Here is a 15,585-nt window from a genome sequence, read left to right as displayed (position 1 = left end):
CGGATTCAGGCCGTCGTCGAGATCAGGCCGCCGACCACGCTCTGATTGACGATGTCTTCGACGATGGAACCGGTCAGGTCGGGATTGGACTTGAGCAGCAAGGACAGCGGCGAAGCCAGGGCCTGTCCGCTGAATATGCCGGAGCCGTCGTAGATGCCCGTGTTGGAAGAAGAAGGGACGGAAATGCTGCCCAGCACACCCTGGTAATAGGATTGGGTGGCCTCGGTCTGCGTGCTGTCCGGGGTGCTCACCGGCGTACCGGCACTGACAAAGCTGTCGAACAGACCGGCAGCATTGTAGGTCAGCCCGGCATTGTCGGCCGAGCCGCCTCCCAGAGTGACGATCACCGAAGCATCCGTCGACAGCGCGACCGCCTGAGCCAGGGCCGCAGGGTTGTTGGCTGGCTTGACCGGATTGCCGGGGACGACACCGGCAGGCAGGCCGTAGGGGTCGGAACCGCCGAGGGTTGTCAATGAAGTATCGATGGCCATGTTCATGCCGCCAATGTGGAATATGCAGGAAAAGACTGCTACCCGTCGATTCTAGGCAACTCCGGGGGCATCGGCAAGGCCGGGCATGGTCAGATGTCGCTGCTGTTTCCTTCAGTTACATTTTCCGATGTCTGAATGAAAATCATAAAAACCGATAGCCCCGATAGCCCCGATAGCCCCGATAGCCAGCGAAAAAACACCCGGTCTGAGCCGGGTGTGTTGCGTTGCCTTTTTGCTTGTTCTACAAGAAAACCGGATCAATGCGGGGCATCGCCGTGCTCATCCGTGGTCTGCACGATGCTGACCGGCTTGCCCTTCATGCGACGCCAGATATAGACGCCATAGCCGGACAGGCCATACAGCACGAACAGTCCGAACAACACCTTGGACGGATCGCTGGAAATGAGCACCAGGGCCACCACCACCAGCAGCGCCGCAATGAAGGGTACCGGCTTGCGGAAGTTGACATCCTTGAAGCTGTAGAACGGCACATTGGTGACCATGGTGATGCCGGCATAAAGGGTAATGACCCAGCCATACCAGCTCAGGTCGGTGCCGGCAAAGCGCAGATCATCCATCAGCCAGACGAAGCCGGCCACCAGGGCGGCCGCAGCCGGACTGGGCAAGCCCTGGAAGTAGCGCTTGTCGACCACGGCGATGTTGGTATTGAAGCGGGCCAGGCGCAGCGCACCGCCGGCGCAGTAAACAAAGGCCGCCAGCCAGCCCAGCTTGCCCATGCCGCGCAGCGACCATTCATAGACCACCAGCGCCGGCGCGGCGCCGAAGGAGACCATGTCGGACAAGCTGTCGTACTGGGCGCCGAATTCGCTTTGGGTATTGGTCATGCGGGCCACGCGACCATCCAGGCTGTCCAGCACCATGGCCACGAAGATGGCGATGGAGGCATAGTCGAACTTGAGGTTCATGGCCATCACGATGGCGTAGAACCCGCAGAAGAGCGCCGCCGTGGTGAAGGCGTTGGGCAACAGGTAGATGCCGCGCGAGCGCCGCCGCGCCACTACCTGCCCGGCCTCGTCCAGTTGCGCGACCTTGGGGCGGCGCAGGGATTTCGGGAAGGGAATGCCGGGCTTGGCCTTGCGTCGTCGTAATGTGGGCATCGATATCTATCAGTGAGGAGGACGGAAATCGCAGTACGCAGTCTGCGCTTGGGCCTCATCCGTGGAACCGCTGCAAGCGTATGCAGGGGTGGCCGCGGTGAGGCCTTCGTGGTGTGATCAGAGTTCGGCCAGAATGGTTTCGGTGGCCGAGACCTTTTCACCGACGGTGACCTTGGGGGTGGCCGTCAGCGGCAGGTACACGTCCACGCGCGAACCGAAACGGATGAAGCCATAGCGCTGACCACGGGCCAGGGTGTCGCCGGCCTTCACGTAGCAGAGGATACGGCGGGCGATCAGGCCAGCCACCTGCACGCAGGTCACGCTGTGGCCGCTGGTGGTGGTGATTGCCAGGGCGTTGCGTTCGTTTTCCAGCGAGGCCTTGTCGAGGTCGGCATTGACGAACTTGCCGGGGAAGTACTGCACCTTCTCGATCTTGCCATCCACCGGGGCACGGTTGGAATGGACGTTGAAGACGTTCATGAAGACGCTGATCTTCAGGGCTTCGCGGTCAGTGTAGGGATCATGGGCACGGGCCACCACAACGATGCGGCCATCGGCCGGGGACAGCACGGCATTGGCGGCTTGCGGGATGACGCGCGGCGGATCGCGGAAGAACTGCAGCACGAACAGCGCGATGATCCACAGCGGGAAGGACCAGGCGCCACAGAAATAGCTTGCCAGCGCTGCCACGACCACGGCGATGGTCAGGAAGGGCCAGCCTTCGCGGGCGATGATGGGATGGGGATAGTGGTTGTTGTTCAATGTTGCTCCAGGGATCGCGCGGTACTCGCGGAAAGTTCAAAAGTAAAAGCGTGCCTATTCTAGTCCAGCGCCCGTTAAATGCAATGAAATGCACCGCCACCAGGCCGGTGGCGGTGCATCTCTGGCCATTGAGCACAATGTTTCGATGCGCCGCACGACATGAGCCGGGCCATCCGGGCCCGGCGGACCGCCTCAGCGCGGTTGCGGGCGCGAGAAGCTCAGCTTGAGCTCATTGCGCGCCAGGCCGCGCGGACCGGTCAGCTGCATCTGTCCGATCAGAATCGTCACTTCGGCGTCGGCGTAGTCCAGGCCGGTGACTTCCGTGATCTGGCGCAAGTCGCCCTGACGGCGCTCCTGCGGCTCGTCGGCGATGATACCGGGGGGCTCTTTCGCCAGCGGCGCACAAGCCTTCACATCGTTGACCAGGCGCTGATAGGCGCGGCCCATGTCGGCCGGCGTGGGATAGCGCCAGATGCAGGTATAGACCGAGGAATTGTCGGCAATGGCGCAACTCTCGGCACCATCGAGCATGAAGTTGGACAGATAGATCGGGCCGCGCTTCTCGCTCTTCATGACGGAATCGGGGCCGTCTTTCTTCCAGCCGTCAAAATGCGACTGCGACTGCTGGTGGATGGCGCGCAGGTCGGCACAGATGTCGGCATGGGCCGTGCTGGCCACCAGGGCGGTGAAGAGCGGCAGGAGCAGCTTGGTGAAGGTCCGCATGATGAGATGATCTTCTTGAAACGGAAAGGGAGGCCGATTATAGCCTCCCTCCCCTGCCAACCCGAGCGGGTTGACGATTCTTGATATGAAGCGTTCGGACCGAACGCTTCGGTTCATTGGCTTACTTGAAGCGCACCTTGCCCACCAGGCGCATGTTGACGGTGGATTCACCCGGCTCAAAGCTGGGCTCGGCGACCGACGTACTTTCCTGCGCCATGTCCGAACGCATCATGGCCTTGGCCATCATGGGCGCGGGCGCCGCTGCGGCATAGTTGCCGGAGCCTTCGAAGTCCACGGTTTCAACCACCGCATCCGATGGCGCACGGTGCATGGCATGGGCGATGAAGCCGATGCGCTCTTCCAGGTTGCGATAGGTGGCATTGACCAGGGTCGCATCCAGCTTCCTGGCCGCTGCCGGGCTCAAGCCGAATTGCAGGCCATTGAGGCTCATCAGGGCCTGGGCTGAGGAGACGGTCTTGGGCAGCGCCGCCAGGTTCTCGGTGGTCATCTCCAGATACTGGCCGACCCGCCATCCCACGACCTGACGCGCCTTGGCCGGTTGACGGGGCTGCTGCGGCGTAACCTGCGGTGGTTCCGCATAGACCGCGTAGGTGTAATAGCCGTAGCTCTTCAGCGCGGCCTGCGGATCCTGCCGCTTGAGCAGCTCGATGCCCTGCTTCATCTTCTGGTTCACGCGGGAGGCGGCGGCAGACTTGTCCTTGTCCTGCTCTTCGACCTGCAGGGTCACGCGCGCCTGATCGTTCGGTACGCTGATTTCGCCGCTGGCCGGGACCACGACCAGGGTGCCGGTGGTCGGGACAGTCGCCGGGGCGCTGTTCGATGTCTGCGCCTGGGCAGCGATGCAGGCCGTGGCCAGGACGGCGCCCAGCATCAGTTTGCGGGAAGGTGTCATAAGGGATCCTCTTTATTCTTGGTCGGTGACGGGGGTGATGATAGCTTCATCTGCCAAGCATCTACCCGGCACTTCGACGACATGTGTCAAGAATTGGTTCTTGGCCAAGTGCAACAAGCCGTAACGCAATGACCATGGCCGACACCGCACATGGACGAAAAAAAACGCCACGGCGAACCGTGGCGTTTTCAGGGTCTTGCGCTGCCAGCGGCAGATCAGTTCTTGCTTTGATCGACCAGCTTGTTCGCCTTGATCCAGGGCATCATGGCGCGCAGCTTCTCGCCCACGATTTCGATCTGGTGTTCGGCGTTGATGCGACGACGCGACATCAGGGTCGGTGCACCGGCCTTGTTTTCCAGGATGAAGCTCTTGGCGTATTCGCCGGTCTGGATGTCTTCCAGCACCTTCTTCATGGCAGCCTTGCTTTCGGCGTTGATCACGCGCGGGCCGGTCACGTACTCGCCGTATTCGGCGTTGTTGGAGATCGAGTAGTTCATGTTGGCGATACCGCCTTCATAGATCAGGTCGACGATCAGCTTGAGTTCGTGCAGGCACTCGAAGTAGGCCATTTCCGGCGCGTAACCAGCTTCGACCAGGGTTTCGAAACCGGCCTTGATCAGTTCCACGGTACCGCCGCACAGCACGGCTTGTTCGCCGAACAGGTCAGTTTCGGTTTCTTCGCGGAAGTTGGTTTCGATGATGCCGGCACGGCCGCCGCCGTTGGCGGTAGCGTACGACAGGGCCAGGTCACGGGCGCTACCGGACTTGTCCTGGTGCACGGCGATCAGGTGCGGCACGCCGCCACCCTGGCTGTAGGTCGAACGCACGGTGTGGCCGGGGGCCTTGGGGGCGATCATGATGATGTCCAGGTCAGCGCGCGGCACGACTTGGCCATAGTGGATATTGAAGCCGTGCGCGAAGGCGACGGTAGCGCCTTGCTTGGCGAAGGGCGCGACGTTTTCGGCATAGACCTGGCCGATGTTTTCGTCGGGCAGCAGGATCATGATGACGTCGGCATCCTTGACGGCGTCGTTGACTTCAGCGACCTTCAGGCCGGCCTTTTCAGCCTTGGACCAGGACGCACCGCCCTTGCGCAGACCAACGGTCACCTTCACGCCGGAATCCTTCAGGTTCAGGGCGTGGGCGTGGCCTTGCGAACCGTAACCGATGATGGTCACGTTCTTGTTCTTGATCAGGGACAGGTCTGCGTCTTTGTCGTAGAAAACTTTCATGATTTTTTCCTATGTTCCGAGTAACTCGAATTTGAATGTATGTGTATGTGTGTGATGCGTACTGCCTGGCGCGGTCGATCAGATCTTCAGGATCCGCTCGCCACGGCCGATGCCGGAGCCGCCGGTACGGACCGTTTCCAGGATCGCGGTGCGATCCAGGGCGTCGATGAAGGCGTCCAGCTTGCTCTTGGCGCCGGTCAGCTCGATCGTGTAGGTCTTTTCGGTGACGTCGATGATGCGGCCACGGAAGATATCCGCAGTGCGTTTCATCTCTTCCCGTTCCTTGCCCACTGCGCGCACCTTGATCAACATCAGTTCGCGCTCGATGTGCGCGCCTTCGGTCAGATCGACGACCTTCACCACCTCGATCAGGCGATTCAGGTGTTTGGTGATCTGTTCGATCACATCATCCGAACCCGAGGTCACGATGGTCATGCGCGACAGGGTCGAATCTTCGGTGGGTGCAACGGTGAGCGTTTCGATGTTGTAGCCGCGTGCGGAGAACAGACCCACGACACGGGACAATGCGCCGGCTTCGTTTTCCAGCAGCACAGAAATGATATGGCGCATGTTAGAGATCCTCCGAACCCAGCAACATTTCAGTCAAACCCTTGCCCGCCTTGACCATCGGCCAGACGTTCTCGGTTTGATCCGTGATGAAGTTCATGAAGACCAGCCTGTCCTTCATGGCGAAGGCTTCGCGCAGCGCGCCGTCGACATCGCCCGGTTTCTCGATTTTCATGCCGACGTGGCCGTAGGACTCCGCCAGCTTGTTGAAGTCCGGCAGCGAATCCATGTAGGACTCGGAATAGCGCGAACCGTAGTCGATCTGCTGCCACTGGCGCACCATGCCCAGGAAGCGGTTGTTGAGCAGAATGATCTTGGGCGTCAGGTGATACTGCTTGCAGGTCGCCAGCTCCTGGATGCACATCTGGATCGAAGCTTCGCCGGTGATACAGGCCACCGTTGCATCGGGGTTGGCCATCTGCACGCCCATGGCGTACGGCAGGCCCACGCCCATCGTGCCCAGGCCACCGGAATTGATCCAGCGGCGCGGCTTGTCGAAACCGTAGTATTGCGCAGCCCACATCTGGTGCTGGCCGACGTCGGAGGTGATGAAGGCATCGCCCTTGGTCACTTCCCACACCTTCTGCACCACCGATTGCGGCTTGATGAATTCGTCGGAGGTCGCGAACTTGAGGCAGTCACGCTTGCGCCATTCGTTGATCTGCTTCCACCAGGCATCCAGCGCCGCGCCGTTCTGGCGGGTCTCGGCCGAATCCAGTTGCGACAGCAGTTCCTGCAGCACGTCCTTGACGTTGCCCACGATGGGGATGTCGACCTTGACGCGCTTGGAAATCGACGACGGATCGATATCGATATGAATGATCTTGCGGGCATGCGAAGCGAAGTGCTTCGGATTGCCGATCACGCGGTCATCGAAGCGCGCGCCGATGGCGATCAACACGTCACAGTGCTGCATGGCCATGTTGGCTTCGTAGGTACCGTGCATGCCGGGCATGCCCACGAACTTGTCGCTGGACGAACGATAGGCGCCCAGACCCATGAGGGTATTGGTACAGGGATAGCCCAGGCGATCGACCAGCTTGTTGAGCTCCGGCGCGGCATTGGCCAGGATGATGCCACCGCCGGTATAGATCATCGGGCGCTCGGCCGACAGCAGCAGTTGCAGCGCCTTGCGGATCTGACCCGAGTGGCCCTTGTCGACCGGCTTGTAGGAACGCATTTCCACCGCCTTCGGGTACTCGTAGGCGCAGGTGTGCATGGTGATGTCCTTCGGGATATCGACCAGGACCGGGCCGGGACGGCCGGTGGTGGCGATATAGAAGGCTTTCTTGACGGTCTCCGCCAGGTCCTTCACATCCTTCACGAGGAAGTTGTGCTTCACGCAGGGGCGGGTGATGCCGACGGTATCGCACTCCTGGAACGCGTCCTGGCCGATGGCGGTCGACGGCACCTGGCCGGAGATCACCACCATGGGAATCGAATCCATGTAGGCGGTGGCCAGGCCGGTAACCGCATTGGTCACGCCGGGGCCGGAGGTCACGATGGCCACGCCGACTTTTTGCGAGCTGCGCGAATACGCATCAGCGGCATGCACGGCGGCCTGTTCGTGACGAACCAGGATGTGCTGGAATTTGTCTTGCTTGAAGATTGCGTCGTAGATATAGAGGACGGCGCCACCAGGATAGCCGAAGACGTGTTCAACACCCTCTTCAGCCAGGCAACGGACGAGTATATCCGCGCCGGTGAGTTGCTCAGCACTCATGCTGCTTCCTTTCAAGGTCCATTGGAAATTGATCGGATGTTCTCTCCTGACGGAATCGCATTCATCGTCTTGCTGGCGGCATCCCTTCATTGTGCGGTCACGCCGTTTCTGCGCTCCAACCGTAGTGGAGTTTGAAACGTCGCTCAACGCGACTCGTTCAGCCTTGGATCAAGTTCGACTTTTACTGATTCCTCGCGCTTGTGGCACGGGTTAGAACAAACAAGCTTTAAACCTATAAAGCGTTTCCTCGCACCGGCACGACCTTATGTGAAGCACCGGCAAGGAACAAAAACGCCCCAGATGTGGGAGGCGGAGAACAGGACAGTAATGCGTTGCATCATTTTGGTCAAGCGAATTCCGGTGAAATCGTTGTCAATACTCGCGTTCGCCGACGCGGCCGCGGATAAACTTCAGGACAAGGAGGACCATTTTTGCTAGCATTCGGTCTGCTTTTTGACGATTTCTTGCATTTTTCGCATCTAGGCTGGCCAGGATGAAGGTTTTTAACTGATCTGGCCGGTGACCCATCCGGCACACCGTATTGCATGGCAACTGACAAAGAACTCTCCGATTTTCTTGAAAGTGTCGAACGCCGCGCCTTCAAACAGGCGGTGTATGCCGTGCGCAAGGATGAAGTGGCGCTGGACGTCGTTCAGGATGCAATGATCAAGCTGGCCGAGAAATACGGCGACAAGCCGGTCGAGGAACTGCCGATGCTGTTCCAGCGCATCCTGCAGAACACCATTCACGATTTCTTCCGCCGCGAAAAGGTGCGCAACACCTGGGTCAGCCTGTTCTCCAGCTTTGGCGGCAATGGCGGCGACGGCGAGGGCGGCGAGGATTTCGACCTGCTCGAGAGCCTGGAGTCGGCAGACGGCACGGAAGCGGCCGAATCCAGCGCCGACAAGGTCGAGCGCGAGCAGACCCTGAACCTCATCGATGCCGAGATACAAAAGCTGCCGACACGTCAACGGGAAGCGTTCCTGATGCGTTACTGGCAGGACATGGACGTGGCGGAAACAGCCGCCGCCATGGGTTGCTCCGAAGGTAGCGTCAAAACCCATTGCTCCCGCGCAACACACGCGCTGGCTCAAGCTCTCAGAGCCAAAGGAATCTCATTATGACCAACAAGGAAATGCAGTTCGCCTACAAGGTGAAGCTGGCGCTTGACGCCAATCTGGACAATCTGTCCGACGACACGTTGCAAAGCCTGGCGGCGGCCCGCCGCGTCGCGCTGGCGCGCAAGAAGCAGGCGCCGATCCACGTGCGCGTGCAGCAGCCCGTGCTGGCCGGTGCCCTGGGTGGCGCCATGATGTCATCCGAAAAACCGTCGTGGTGGAATCGCCTGGGCGTGGCTGCCCCGCTGCTGCTGGGCATCGTTCTGTTCGCCGGCATCTATCAGCACGAACACGCCAAGCGCGTGAGCTACCTGGCTGACATCGATGCGGCCGTACTCTCCGACGAGCTGCCGCTGTCGGCTTATCTGGATCATGGTTTCAACGCCTACCTGGCCGAAAAGGGACAATAAGACGATGCACAAGATCACCGGCACTGCTGCAAAAGCTTGCGTTCGCCCCTGGCGCATTGCGCTGGCGCTGGCGGTGCTGGCCGGTGGATTGAGCTGCGCCTGGACCGTGGCACAGAATGCGCCGGCGCAAAGCACCCCGACCGCTGCAGCACCGGCAGCAGCCAGCGTCACCCCGGCGCCGGCTGCCACCCCCGGCACAACAGCGACGACACCGTCCCCCGCGCCGGCAGCCGCTGCCACGCATGCCAACAAGTCGACCGGCAAGTCTGCTGCCCGCAAAGCGGAGAACAAGCTGGCCTGGGCCAACCTGTCGCCCGCCCAGCGCCAGGCCCTGGAACCGCTGACCGGCGAATGGCCGCGCATGAGTGAGCTGCAGCGGGAAAAATGGCTGGAAATCGGCAAGCGCTACACCAGGATGAAGCCGGAAGCGCAACAGCGCCTGCACGAGCGCATGCGCGACTGGGTCAAGCTCACGCCGGCCGAGCGCAGCGCCGCCCGTACCAATTACGCCCGCGCCAAGAAGCTGGATGCGGAAGAAAAGCACGAGCAATGGGCCAAGTACCAGCAGCTTTCCGAAGAACAGAAAAAGAAGCTGGCCGAATCCCGGCTGCCCAGACGCGTGGCCAAGTTGCCGACCTCGCCCTCTGCGGCAGCCCCGGCCATCCAGTTGCCCGCCGAGGCACTGGACCGGCCGTTGCCTGTCGTCCCCGCCCCCACCCCTGCCACAGCACCGGCGCCTGCGCTGGTGCCGGGCTCGCAAGCCACCCCGATGCCCGCGATGGCGCCGACGGCATCGGCACCCACGACCGTGGCCGTCAGTGCAGCCGTCGTCCCTGGGACCACGGTATCGAACGATAGCAAGTAAGCCCGGGCAGATACTGCCCGCTTTCACCTGCTGCCCTACCTTCTCGCCATTCCTGCCGCCGCCCCCCCTGCATGCGGCGGCATTGGCACATCCATCGCCAGGACCACTCAGCGCAGGATGCACATTCTTGCCCTGCCTCAAGCATGCGCATAGGCAAGCGCGCCTGATTGCATTACCATCTGGCGGCCATGTCGCTCACCACGCGCCGATGGCTTCAGATCACCTCATCCAGAACGGAATCCACAGGAACCATGCCGGAACTGACCACGCCCTCCCTGCGCCGCCGCATGAGCAGCATGCTCTATGAATCCATGCTGCTGTTTGGCGTGCTGTTCATGTCGGGCTGGCTGTTTTCGACACTGCTGCAGCAGCGCCACGCGCTTTACCTGCGTCATGCCCTGGAGGGCTGGCTGTTCCTGGTACTGGCGGCCTACTTCATCTGGTTCTGGACCCACGGCGGACAGACGCTGGCCATGAAGACCTGGCGTTTTCGCGTGGTCGACCGCGACGGCCTGCCGCTGCGCCCCTGGCGCGCCCTGCTGCGCTTCCTGCTGGCCTGGCTGTGGATACTGCCGGGCCTGGCGCTGGCTTCGCTCACGCGCAGCCAGGCCTGGTTGCTGTTTCTGATCCCCGCAGCCAACCTGCTGCTGTGGGCCATGACCGCGCGCATGGATCCGCATGGCCAGTTCCTGCACGACCGCCTGGCCGGCACCCGCCTGGTCGACCTCACACCGCGCCCCCGGGCCGCCGACAGTCCGGCTGACGCCAAGTCATGAAGACGACATGAGCGCCCCGCCGCGCTCTGTTATGCTCTCGGCCGAAGGGTTGCAGCCGCATGCCCTTGGACCTGACCGCCTCCGACCGACGCCCGCATGATTTCACGCATCTCCAGAACCCTGCTCCTCATCCAGTTCGGCATCGCGATCCTGTTCTACTTCCTGTTGCGGCATTTCGACTGGCCCATCCTGGCCGCTGCAGGAGGGGGCGTACTGATCGTGCTGCTGCTGCGCGCCCAAATCACCGCCAACAGCTTTTTCCTGACCTGGCCCTATCGCGGCCGCACCTCCAACCCGGTGGAGATCACCTGGCTGCAGATCGCTACGCTGTTCCTGCGCGAATTCCGCGCCACCATGCTGTGCTCGTCCTGGGGCATGCCCTTCCTGCGCTTCGAACAGTTCAGCTACCCCGACACGACCTCGCTGCCGGTGCTGCTCATCCACGGCTACGGCTGCAACAGCGGCTATTGGCGCTGGATGAGCCTGGAGCTGCGCGAAGCCCGCATTACCCACTACGCGCTGGACATGGAACCGGTCTTCGGCAGCATCGATGACTACGCGCCCCTGGTGCATGCAGCCGTGCAACGCGTGCTGGCCGAGACCGGGCAGAAAAAGATCGTCATTCTCGCCCACAGCATGGGCGGACTGGCTGCCCGCGCCTACCTGCGCGATCACGGCTGCGACCGCGTGGCCCGCGTGATCACCCTGGGCACGCCACACCATGGCACGGCCATTGCCAACTTCGGCATCGGCATCAACTGCGGTGAAATGAACTGGCTGGGCCGCTACGAAGAAGGACGCAGCAGCGAATGGTTGCAAAAGCTGGCCGCCACCGAAGAAGCCGATGCGCTGGGCCACATCGTGTCGATCTATTCCCAGCACGACAACATCATCTCGCCGCAAAGCTCGGCCCACCTGGAGGGCGCCTGGAACATCCCGGTCATCGGCATCGGCCACGTCGCCCTGGCACTGGAACCCTCGATCCAGAAGATGGTGATCGACCTGATCCACAACGCCCGCGACTGAGCGCAGCGCCTGCTTGCGCCCTGCAAGCAAGAAGCCGTCCGGCGGGAGCGGGACGGCTTCTCGGATGAGGCGGCACCGCCTCCGGCGGGGCCAGGGTGGGCTTACTTCTTGGATGCGTCCTGCAGCTTCTGACCGGCTTCTTCCATCTTTTCACCGGTCTTCTGGGCCAGCTCCTTGGCGCCTTCCTTGGTCTTTTCGTAGGCTTCCTTGGCGTCGGCCTTGGCCTTGTCCATGGCGCCATCGAGCTTGGAACCGGACTCGGAAGCCTGATCCTTGGTCTGGCCGCTCACTTCATCGAGTTTCTTGCCGGCGTCCTGCACCGCACCGTCGATCTTCTTGCCCAACGCTTCGGCCGGACCCGGCTCTTCCTTCTTCTGGCAGGCTGCCAGCAGGGTAATGGCCGCCAGACTCACCGCCACGCCGGCCAGCAGTTTGGACATCTTGTTCATGTTCTCATCCTTTCCATTCATGGTTGACGATCCCGAGCTATCGGGATGGGGGTGACGATAGCACAGCGGCAAGCGCCTGCCTGCCGCTGCGAAAATTGCTTACACTTCTTGCAAATCCGTCGATCATCGCGAAACGTCGCTGAACATCAACATTTCTTCATCAGAAAAGCCAGCCGCGCGGCGCGCCTCCAGATTGAAGGGGCCGCGCAGCGGCGGCGCCCGGTGGCGCCGGCACAGCTCGGCGAAGCTTGTCACGGGATCAAGCTGGCGCTGAGCGCACAGCCAGTTGAACCAGCGGTTGCCGATGAGTACATGGCCGACCTCGTCGCGCATGATGATATCCAGAATCTCGGCGGCCGCCAGGTCACCGGCCTGCGCCAGCTTGGCGCGCACCGGCGGCGCCGCGTCCAGCCCGCGCGCTTCCAGCGTACGCGGCACCAGGGCGATACGGGCCAGGACGTCGTCCTTGGTCGATTCGGCCATGTCCCACAAGGCGTTGTGGGCGGTGAAATCGCCATAGCGGTAGCCTAGCATCTTCAGATGATCGGCCAACAAACTGAAGTGACAGGCTTCCTCGTCGGCCACCTGCAGCCAGTCTTCATAGAATTGGCGCGGCATGCCGGCAAAGCGCCAGAGCGCATCCAGCGCCAGGTTGATGGCATTGAACTCGATATGCGCCAGCGCGTGGATCAGCGCAGCCCTGCCCTCAGGTGTGCCCATGGAACGATGCTTCACCTCCAGCGGCGAAACCAGCTCGGGGCGCGCCGGGCGGCCAGGGATGCCGGTGGCAGATTCGGTGGCGGCCAGGTCGTCTGTTTCCAGCGCTACCTGCCCCGCCTGCCAGGCAAGGCGCAAGGCCCGCACGGAACTGCACTTGAGCGCAGGACGCGTTTCCCTCAGGCAAGACAGCGCGGCGCTACGCAGGCGGGTGAATGAAAAGACTTCATCTGGGGACGAGACGTGATCCAAGGAACTGACTTTCAGGGAAGGTAAAATACGCGGTTGAGGACGCCGACTTTGCCTCCATATGAAAAAATATGAAGATAAATGTCCAATAATGCAAGCCGGGACAAGGCAGAGCCGAGGCATCACCCACCGACCAGCAGGTAACGAGGAGACAATTTTATTATGGCGATCTACCAATTGGCAGAGGACATTCCCGAGATCCACGACACCGCCTTCGTGGCCGAGTCGTCCACGGTCGTGGGCAAGGTGAAGATGGAGGCGCATTCCAGCGTCTGGTTCAACGTGGCCATTCGTGGCGACAATGAGCTCATCACCATCGGTGAGAACAGCAACGTGCAGGAAGGGGCGGTGCTGCACACCGATGTGGGCTATCCGATGGTGATCGGCAAGAACGTCACGGTCGGGCACCAGGCCATGCTGCATGGCTGCACCATTGGTGAAGGTGCGCTCATCGGCATCCAGGCGGTGGTACTCAATGGCGCCAAGATCGGCAGGAACTGCCTGGTCGGCGCCGGTGCCCTGGTCACCGAGGGCAAGGAGTTTCCCGACAACTCCCTGATCATCGGTGCTCCCGCCAAGGCGGTTCGCCAGTTGAGTGAAGAAGATATCGCGCGCATGCGGGCTGGCACCGACAGCTACGTGCAGCGCGCGCAACAGTTCAAGACCGGGCTCAAGCGCATTGCCTGAGTGGTCAAGCAAAGGAAACGATGAAAGACACGCTGCAAAAATTCCTGGTCGACAACGCGCCCGTGCGGGGCGAACTGGTCGAGATTTCCGATACCTGGCGCCAGGTGCAGGCCCGCCGCGACTATCCGGTCGCCGTGCGTACGCTGCTGGGCGAGATGCTGGCGGCCTCGGCCCTGCTGTCGGCCAACCTGAAGTTCAACGGCATGATCGTCATGCAGATCCACGGTGATGGCCCGGTCAAGCTGCTGGTGGTCGAATGCGACTCCGATCTGCAACTGCGCGCCACTGCCAAACTGGCTGACGGTGCCGAGATGGCTGACGATGCCACGCTGACCGATCTGGTCAACGCCAATGGTCATGGCCGCTTCGTCATCACGCTCGATCCCAAGGACAAGCTGCCCGGCCAGCAAGCCTACCAGGGCGTAGTGCCGCTGGATGGCGAGAGCGTGGCCACTGTCATCGAGAACTACATGCTGCGCTCCGAACAGCTCGATACCAAGCTGTGGCTGGCCGCGGATGAAAAGGTCTCGCGCGGCCTGCTGCTGCAGAAGCTGCCTTCCATTGGCGGTACCGCAGCGCCGACTGCCAAGCCGGAAGGTGAACTGGAAGACTGGAACCACATGGTCATGCTGGGCGATACCTTGAAGCGCGAGGAATTGCTCTCCACCGACATCGCCACGCTGATGCACCGCCTGTTCTGGGAGCAGACCATCCGCGTCTTCGACCCGGTGCATCCGCAATTCCACTGCTCCTGCTCGCGCGAGAAGGTCGGCAACATGTTGAAGATGCTGGGTCAGGAAGAAGTGGCTGAAGCACTGTCACAGATGGAAAAGCTGGCCATCGACTGCGATTTCTGCGGCCAGCATTACGAGTTCGATGCGGTGGATTGCGCACAGTTGTTCGTGGCCGATGTGGGTGGCGCGAGCGAGGCGAGTGACGCGCGGCATTGAGCCATCCCTGATGCTCGGGCAGCCATGAAAAAACGCCATCGGTTTGAAGCCGATGGCGTTTTTCTTTGCGGGTCGGACTCGACTGTCACTCCGTATCCGGCACCAGCAGTGCCATCTGGGCAGCATCCAGATACGTCCACTCCCCTTCTTCCAGTTCCAGCGCCTCCAGCTGCAAGCCGCCGATGGCGGTGCGCTGCAAGGCGCTGCAATGGTTGCCGGCTGCGGCCAGCATGCGCTTGACCTGATGATACTTGCCCTGCTCCAGCACGATTTCCAGCAGGTTCTCACCCAGTTGACGGCAACGGGTAGCCGCCAGGGGCGCCGGTTCGTCATGCAGTTGCACGCCCGCCTTCAGTTGCGCGATCAAGGCCTCGGTCACCGGCTCGGCCGTGGTAGCCGCATAGACCTTGGGCACGTGGCGCTTGGGTGAGGACTGCGCGTGAATGAAAGCACCATCGTCGGACATCAGCAGCAGGCCGGTCGTGTCGTGATCCAGCCGCCCCACCGGCTGCACGTCGCGCCAGGTGAACTGTTCCGGCAACAGCGTCAACACGCCCGGATGATGGCTGGGCTTGCGCGAGCATTCGATGTTCTGCGGCTTGTTGATGGCGATGTAGACGTGTTCGCGGTATTCCCACTCTTCCTCGAAGATGGTCAGCACCAGGCCATTCGTCTCCGGCGTGGCGCGGTAGTCGTCCACCACCTCGCCATGAATCGACACTTCACCGTCCTCGATGAGTTCACGGCAATATTTGCGCGAACCGAAACCCTGCGATTGCAGGATGCGGTCCAGGGTCAGCTTGGCCATG

At 61.6% G+C, this 15,585-nt stretch carries 18 protein-coding genes; 7 read left to right on the top strand and 11 right to left on the bottom strand.

The window, feature by feature from the left end; translation table 11 throughout:
* Positions 1-5: 5 nt before the first annotated feature.
* The 8 genes from ACODSZ_RS09695 to ACODSZ_RS09660 all read right to left on the bottom strand — a co-directional run bounded on the left by ACODSZ_RS09695 (position 6) and on the right by ACODSZ_RS09660 (position 7,529).
* A complete protein-coding gene (locus ACODSZ_RS09695; RefSeq protein WP_488927485.1) occupies positions 6-491 on the bottom strand; it encodes a hypothetical protein in 486 nt (161 codons plus the stop codon).
* Between the two features lie 257 nt (positions 492-748).
* Positions 749-1,609 (bottom strand): CDP-diacylglycerol--serine O-phosphatidyltransferase, encoded by an 861-nt coding sequence (gene pssA / locus ACODSZ_RS09690; protein WP_488927484.1) that lies wholly within the window; start codon positions 1,607-1,609, stop codon positions 749-751.
* A 117-nt stretch (positions 1,610-1,726) separates the two neighbouring features.
* A complete protein-coding gene (locus ACODSZ_RS09685; RefSeq protein ID WP_175343226.1) occupies positions 1,727-2,371 on the bottom strand; it encodes a phosphatidylserine decarboxylase in 645 nt (214 codons plus the stop codon).
* A 192-nt stretch (positions 2,372-2,563) separates the two neighbouring features.
* Complete coding sequence (locus ACODSZ_RS09680; protein ID WP_008327598.1) at positions 2,564-3,094, bottom strand: hypothetical protein; 531 nt, start codon at positions 3,092-3,094, stop codon at positions 2,564-2,566.
* 121 nt (positions 3,095-3,215) lie between these two features.
* A complete protein-coding gene (locus ACODSZ_RS09675) occupies positions 3,216-4,007 on the bottom strand; it encodes an SIMPL domain-containing protein (RefSeq protein WP_299537969.1) in 792 nt (263 codons plus the stop codon).
* Positions 4,008-4,222: 215 nt separating this feature from the next.
* Positions 4,223-5,239, bottom strand: a complete 1,017-nt coding sequence (gene ilvC, locus ACODSZ_RS09670; RefSeq protein ID WP_006712890.1) for a ketol-acid reductoisomerase — start codon at positions 5,237-5,239, stop codon at positions 4,223-4,225.
* A gap of 78 nt (positions 5,240-5,317) precedes the next feature.
* Positions 5,318-5,809 (bottom strand): acetolactate synthase small subunit, encoded by a 492-nt coding sequence (gene ilvN, locus ACODSZ_RS09665; RefSeq protein WP_008327594.1) that lies wholly within the window; start codon positions 5,807-5,809, stop codon positions 5,318-5,320.
* 1 nt (position 5,810) lies between these two features.
* Complete coding sequence (locus tag ACODSZ_RS09660; RefSeq protein ID WP_008327593.1) at positions 5,811-7,529, bottom strand: acetolactate synthase 3 catalytic subunit; 1,719 nt, start codon at positions 7,527-7,529, stop codon at positions 5,811-5,813.
* A 545-nt stretch (positions 7,530-8,074) separates the two neighbouring features.
* Between ACODSZ_RS09660 and ACODSZ_RS09655 the strand changes: the two genes are divergently transcribed.
* From ACODSZ_RS09655 to ACODSZ_RS09635, 5 genes are all read left to right on the top strand, one after another.
* On the top strand, positions 8,075-8,653 hold the full coding sequence (locus ACODSZ_RS09655; RefSeq protein ID WP_008327591.1) for an RNA polymerase sigma factor: 579 nt from the start codon (positions 8,075-8,077) through the stop codon (positions 8,651-8,653).
* Positions 8,650-9,057 carry a DUF3619 family protein gene (locus tag ACODSZ_RS09650; RefSeq protein ID WP_008327590.1) on the top strand — a complete coding sequence of 136 codons (408 nt, stop codon included), beginning with the start codon at positions 8,650-8,652 and terminating at the stop codon, positions 9,055-9,057. Before ACODSZ_RS09655 ends, ACODSZ_RS09650 begins: the two co-directional genes overlap by 4 nt.
* Positions 9,058-9,061: 4 nt before the next feature.
* Entirely contained in the window at positions 9,062-9,922 is an 861-nt protein-coding gene (locus tag ACODSZ_RS09645) for a DUF3106 domain-containing protein (RefSeq protein ID WP_488927483.1), read from the top strand.
* Between the two features lie 251 nt (positions 9,923-10,173).
* Positions 10,174-10,698 carry an RDD family protein gene (locus ACODSZ_RS09640; protein ID WP_175343223.1) on the top strand — a complete coding sequence of 175 codons (525 nt, stop codon included), beginning with the start codon at positions 10,174-10,176 and terminating at the stop codon, positions 10,696-10,698.
* A 96-nt stretch (positions 10,699-10,794) separates the two neighbouring features.
* On the top strand, positions 10,795-11,724 hold the full coding sequence (locus ACODSZ_RS09635) for an esterase/lipase family protein (protein ID WP_008327587.1): 930 nt from the start codon (positions 10,795-10,797) through the stop codon (positions 11,722-11,724).
* A 101-nt stretch (positions 11,725-11,825) separates the two neighbouring features.
* Here ACODSZ_RS09635 and ACODSZ_RS09630 read toward each other — a convergent pair whose 3' ends face one another.
* Complete coding sequence (locus ACODSZ_RS09630; protein WP_034350146.1) at positions 11,826-12,173, bottom strand: hypothetical protein; 348 nt, start codon at positions 12,171-12,173, stop codon at positions 11,826-11,828.
* A 123-nt stretch (positions 12,174-12,296) separates the two neighbouring features.
* Complete coding sequence (locus tag ACODSZ_RS09625) at positions 12,297-13,142, bottom strand: ferritin-like domain-containing protein (RefSeq protein ID WP_488927482.1); 846 nt, start codon at positions 13,140-13,142, stop codon at positions 12,297-12,299.
* A gap of 159 nt (positions 13,143-13,301) precedes the next feature.
* On the opposite strand from ACODSZ_RS09625, the gene ACODSZ_RS09620 reads away from it, so the two are divergent.
* Together ACODSZ_RS09620 and hslO are read left to right on the top strand one after the other, a co-directional pair.
* Entirely contained in the window at positions 13,302-13,826 is a 525-nt protein-coding gene (locus ACODSZ_RS09620) for a gamma carbonic anhydrase family protein (RefSeq protein WP_175343221.1), read from the top strand.
* Positions 13,827-13,846: 20 nt separating this feature from the next.
* Entirely contained in the window at positions 13,847-14,776 is a 930-nt protein-coding gene (gene hslO, locus ACODSZ_RS09615; protein WP_175343220.1) for an Hsp33 family molecular chaperone HslO, read from the top strand.
* Positions 14,777-14,861: 85 nt separating this feature from the next.
* On the opposite strand, the gene ACODSZ_RS09610 is transcribed toward hslO, so the two are convergent.
* Positions 14,862-15,584 carry a pseudouridine synthase gene (locus ACODSZ_RS09610; protein ID WP_175343219.1) on the bottom strand — a complete coding sequence of 241 codons (723 nt, stop codon included), beginning with the start codon at positions 15,582-15,584 and terminating at the stop codon, positions 14,862-14,864.
* Position 15,585 lies beyond the last annotated feature (1 nt).

The sequence above is a fragment of the Herbaspirillum sp. FG34 genome (assembly GCF_057809315.1).
The sequence above is the reverse complement of the archived record's forward strand: the minus strand, read 5'-3'. Positions and strand labels throughout refer to the sequence as shown.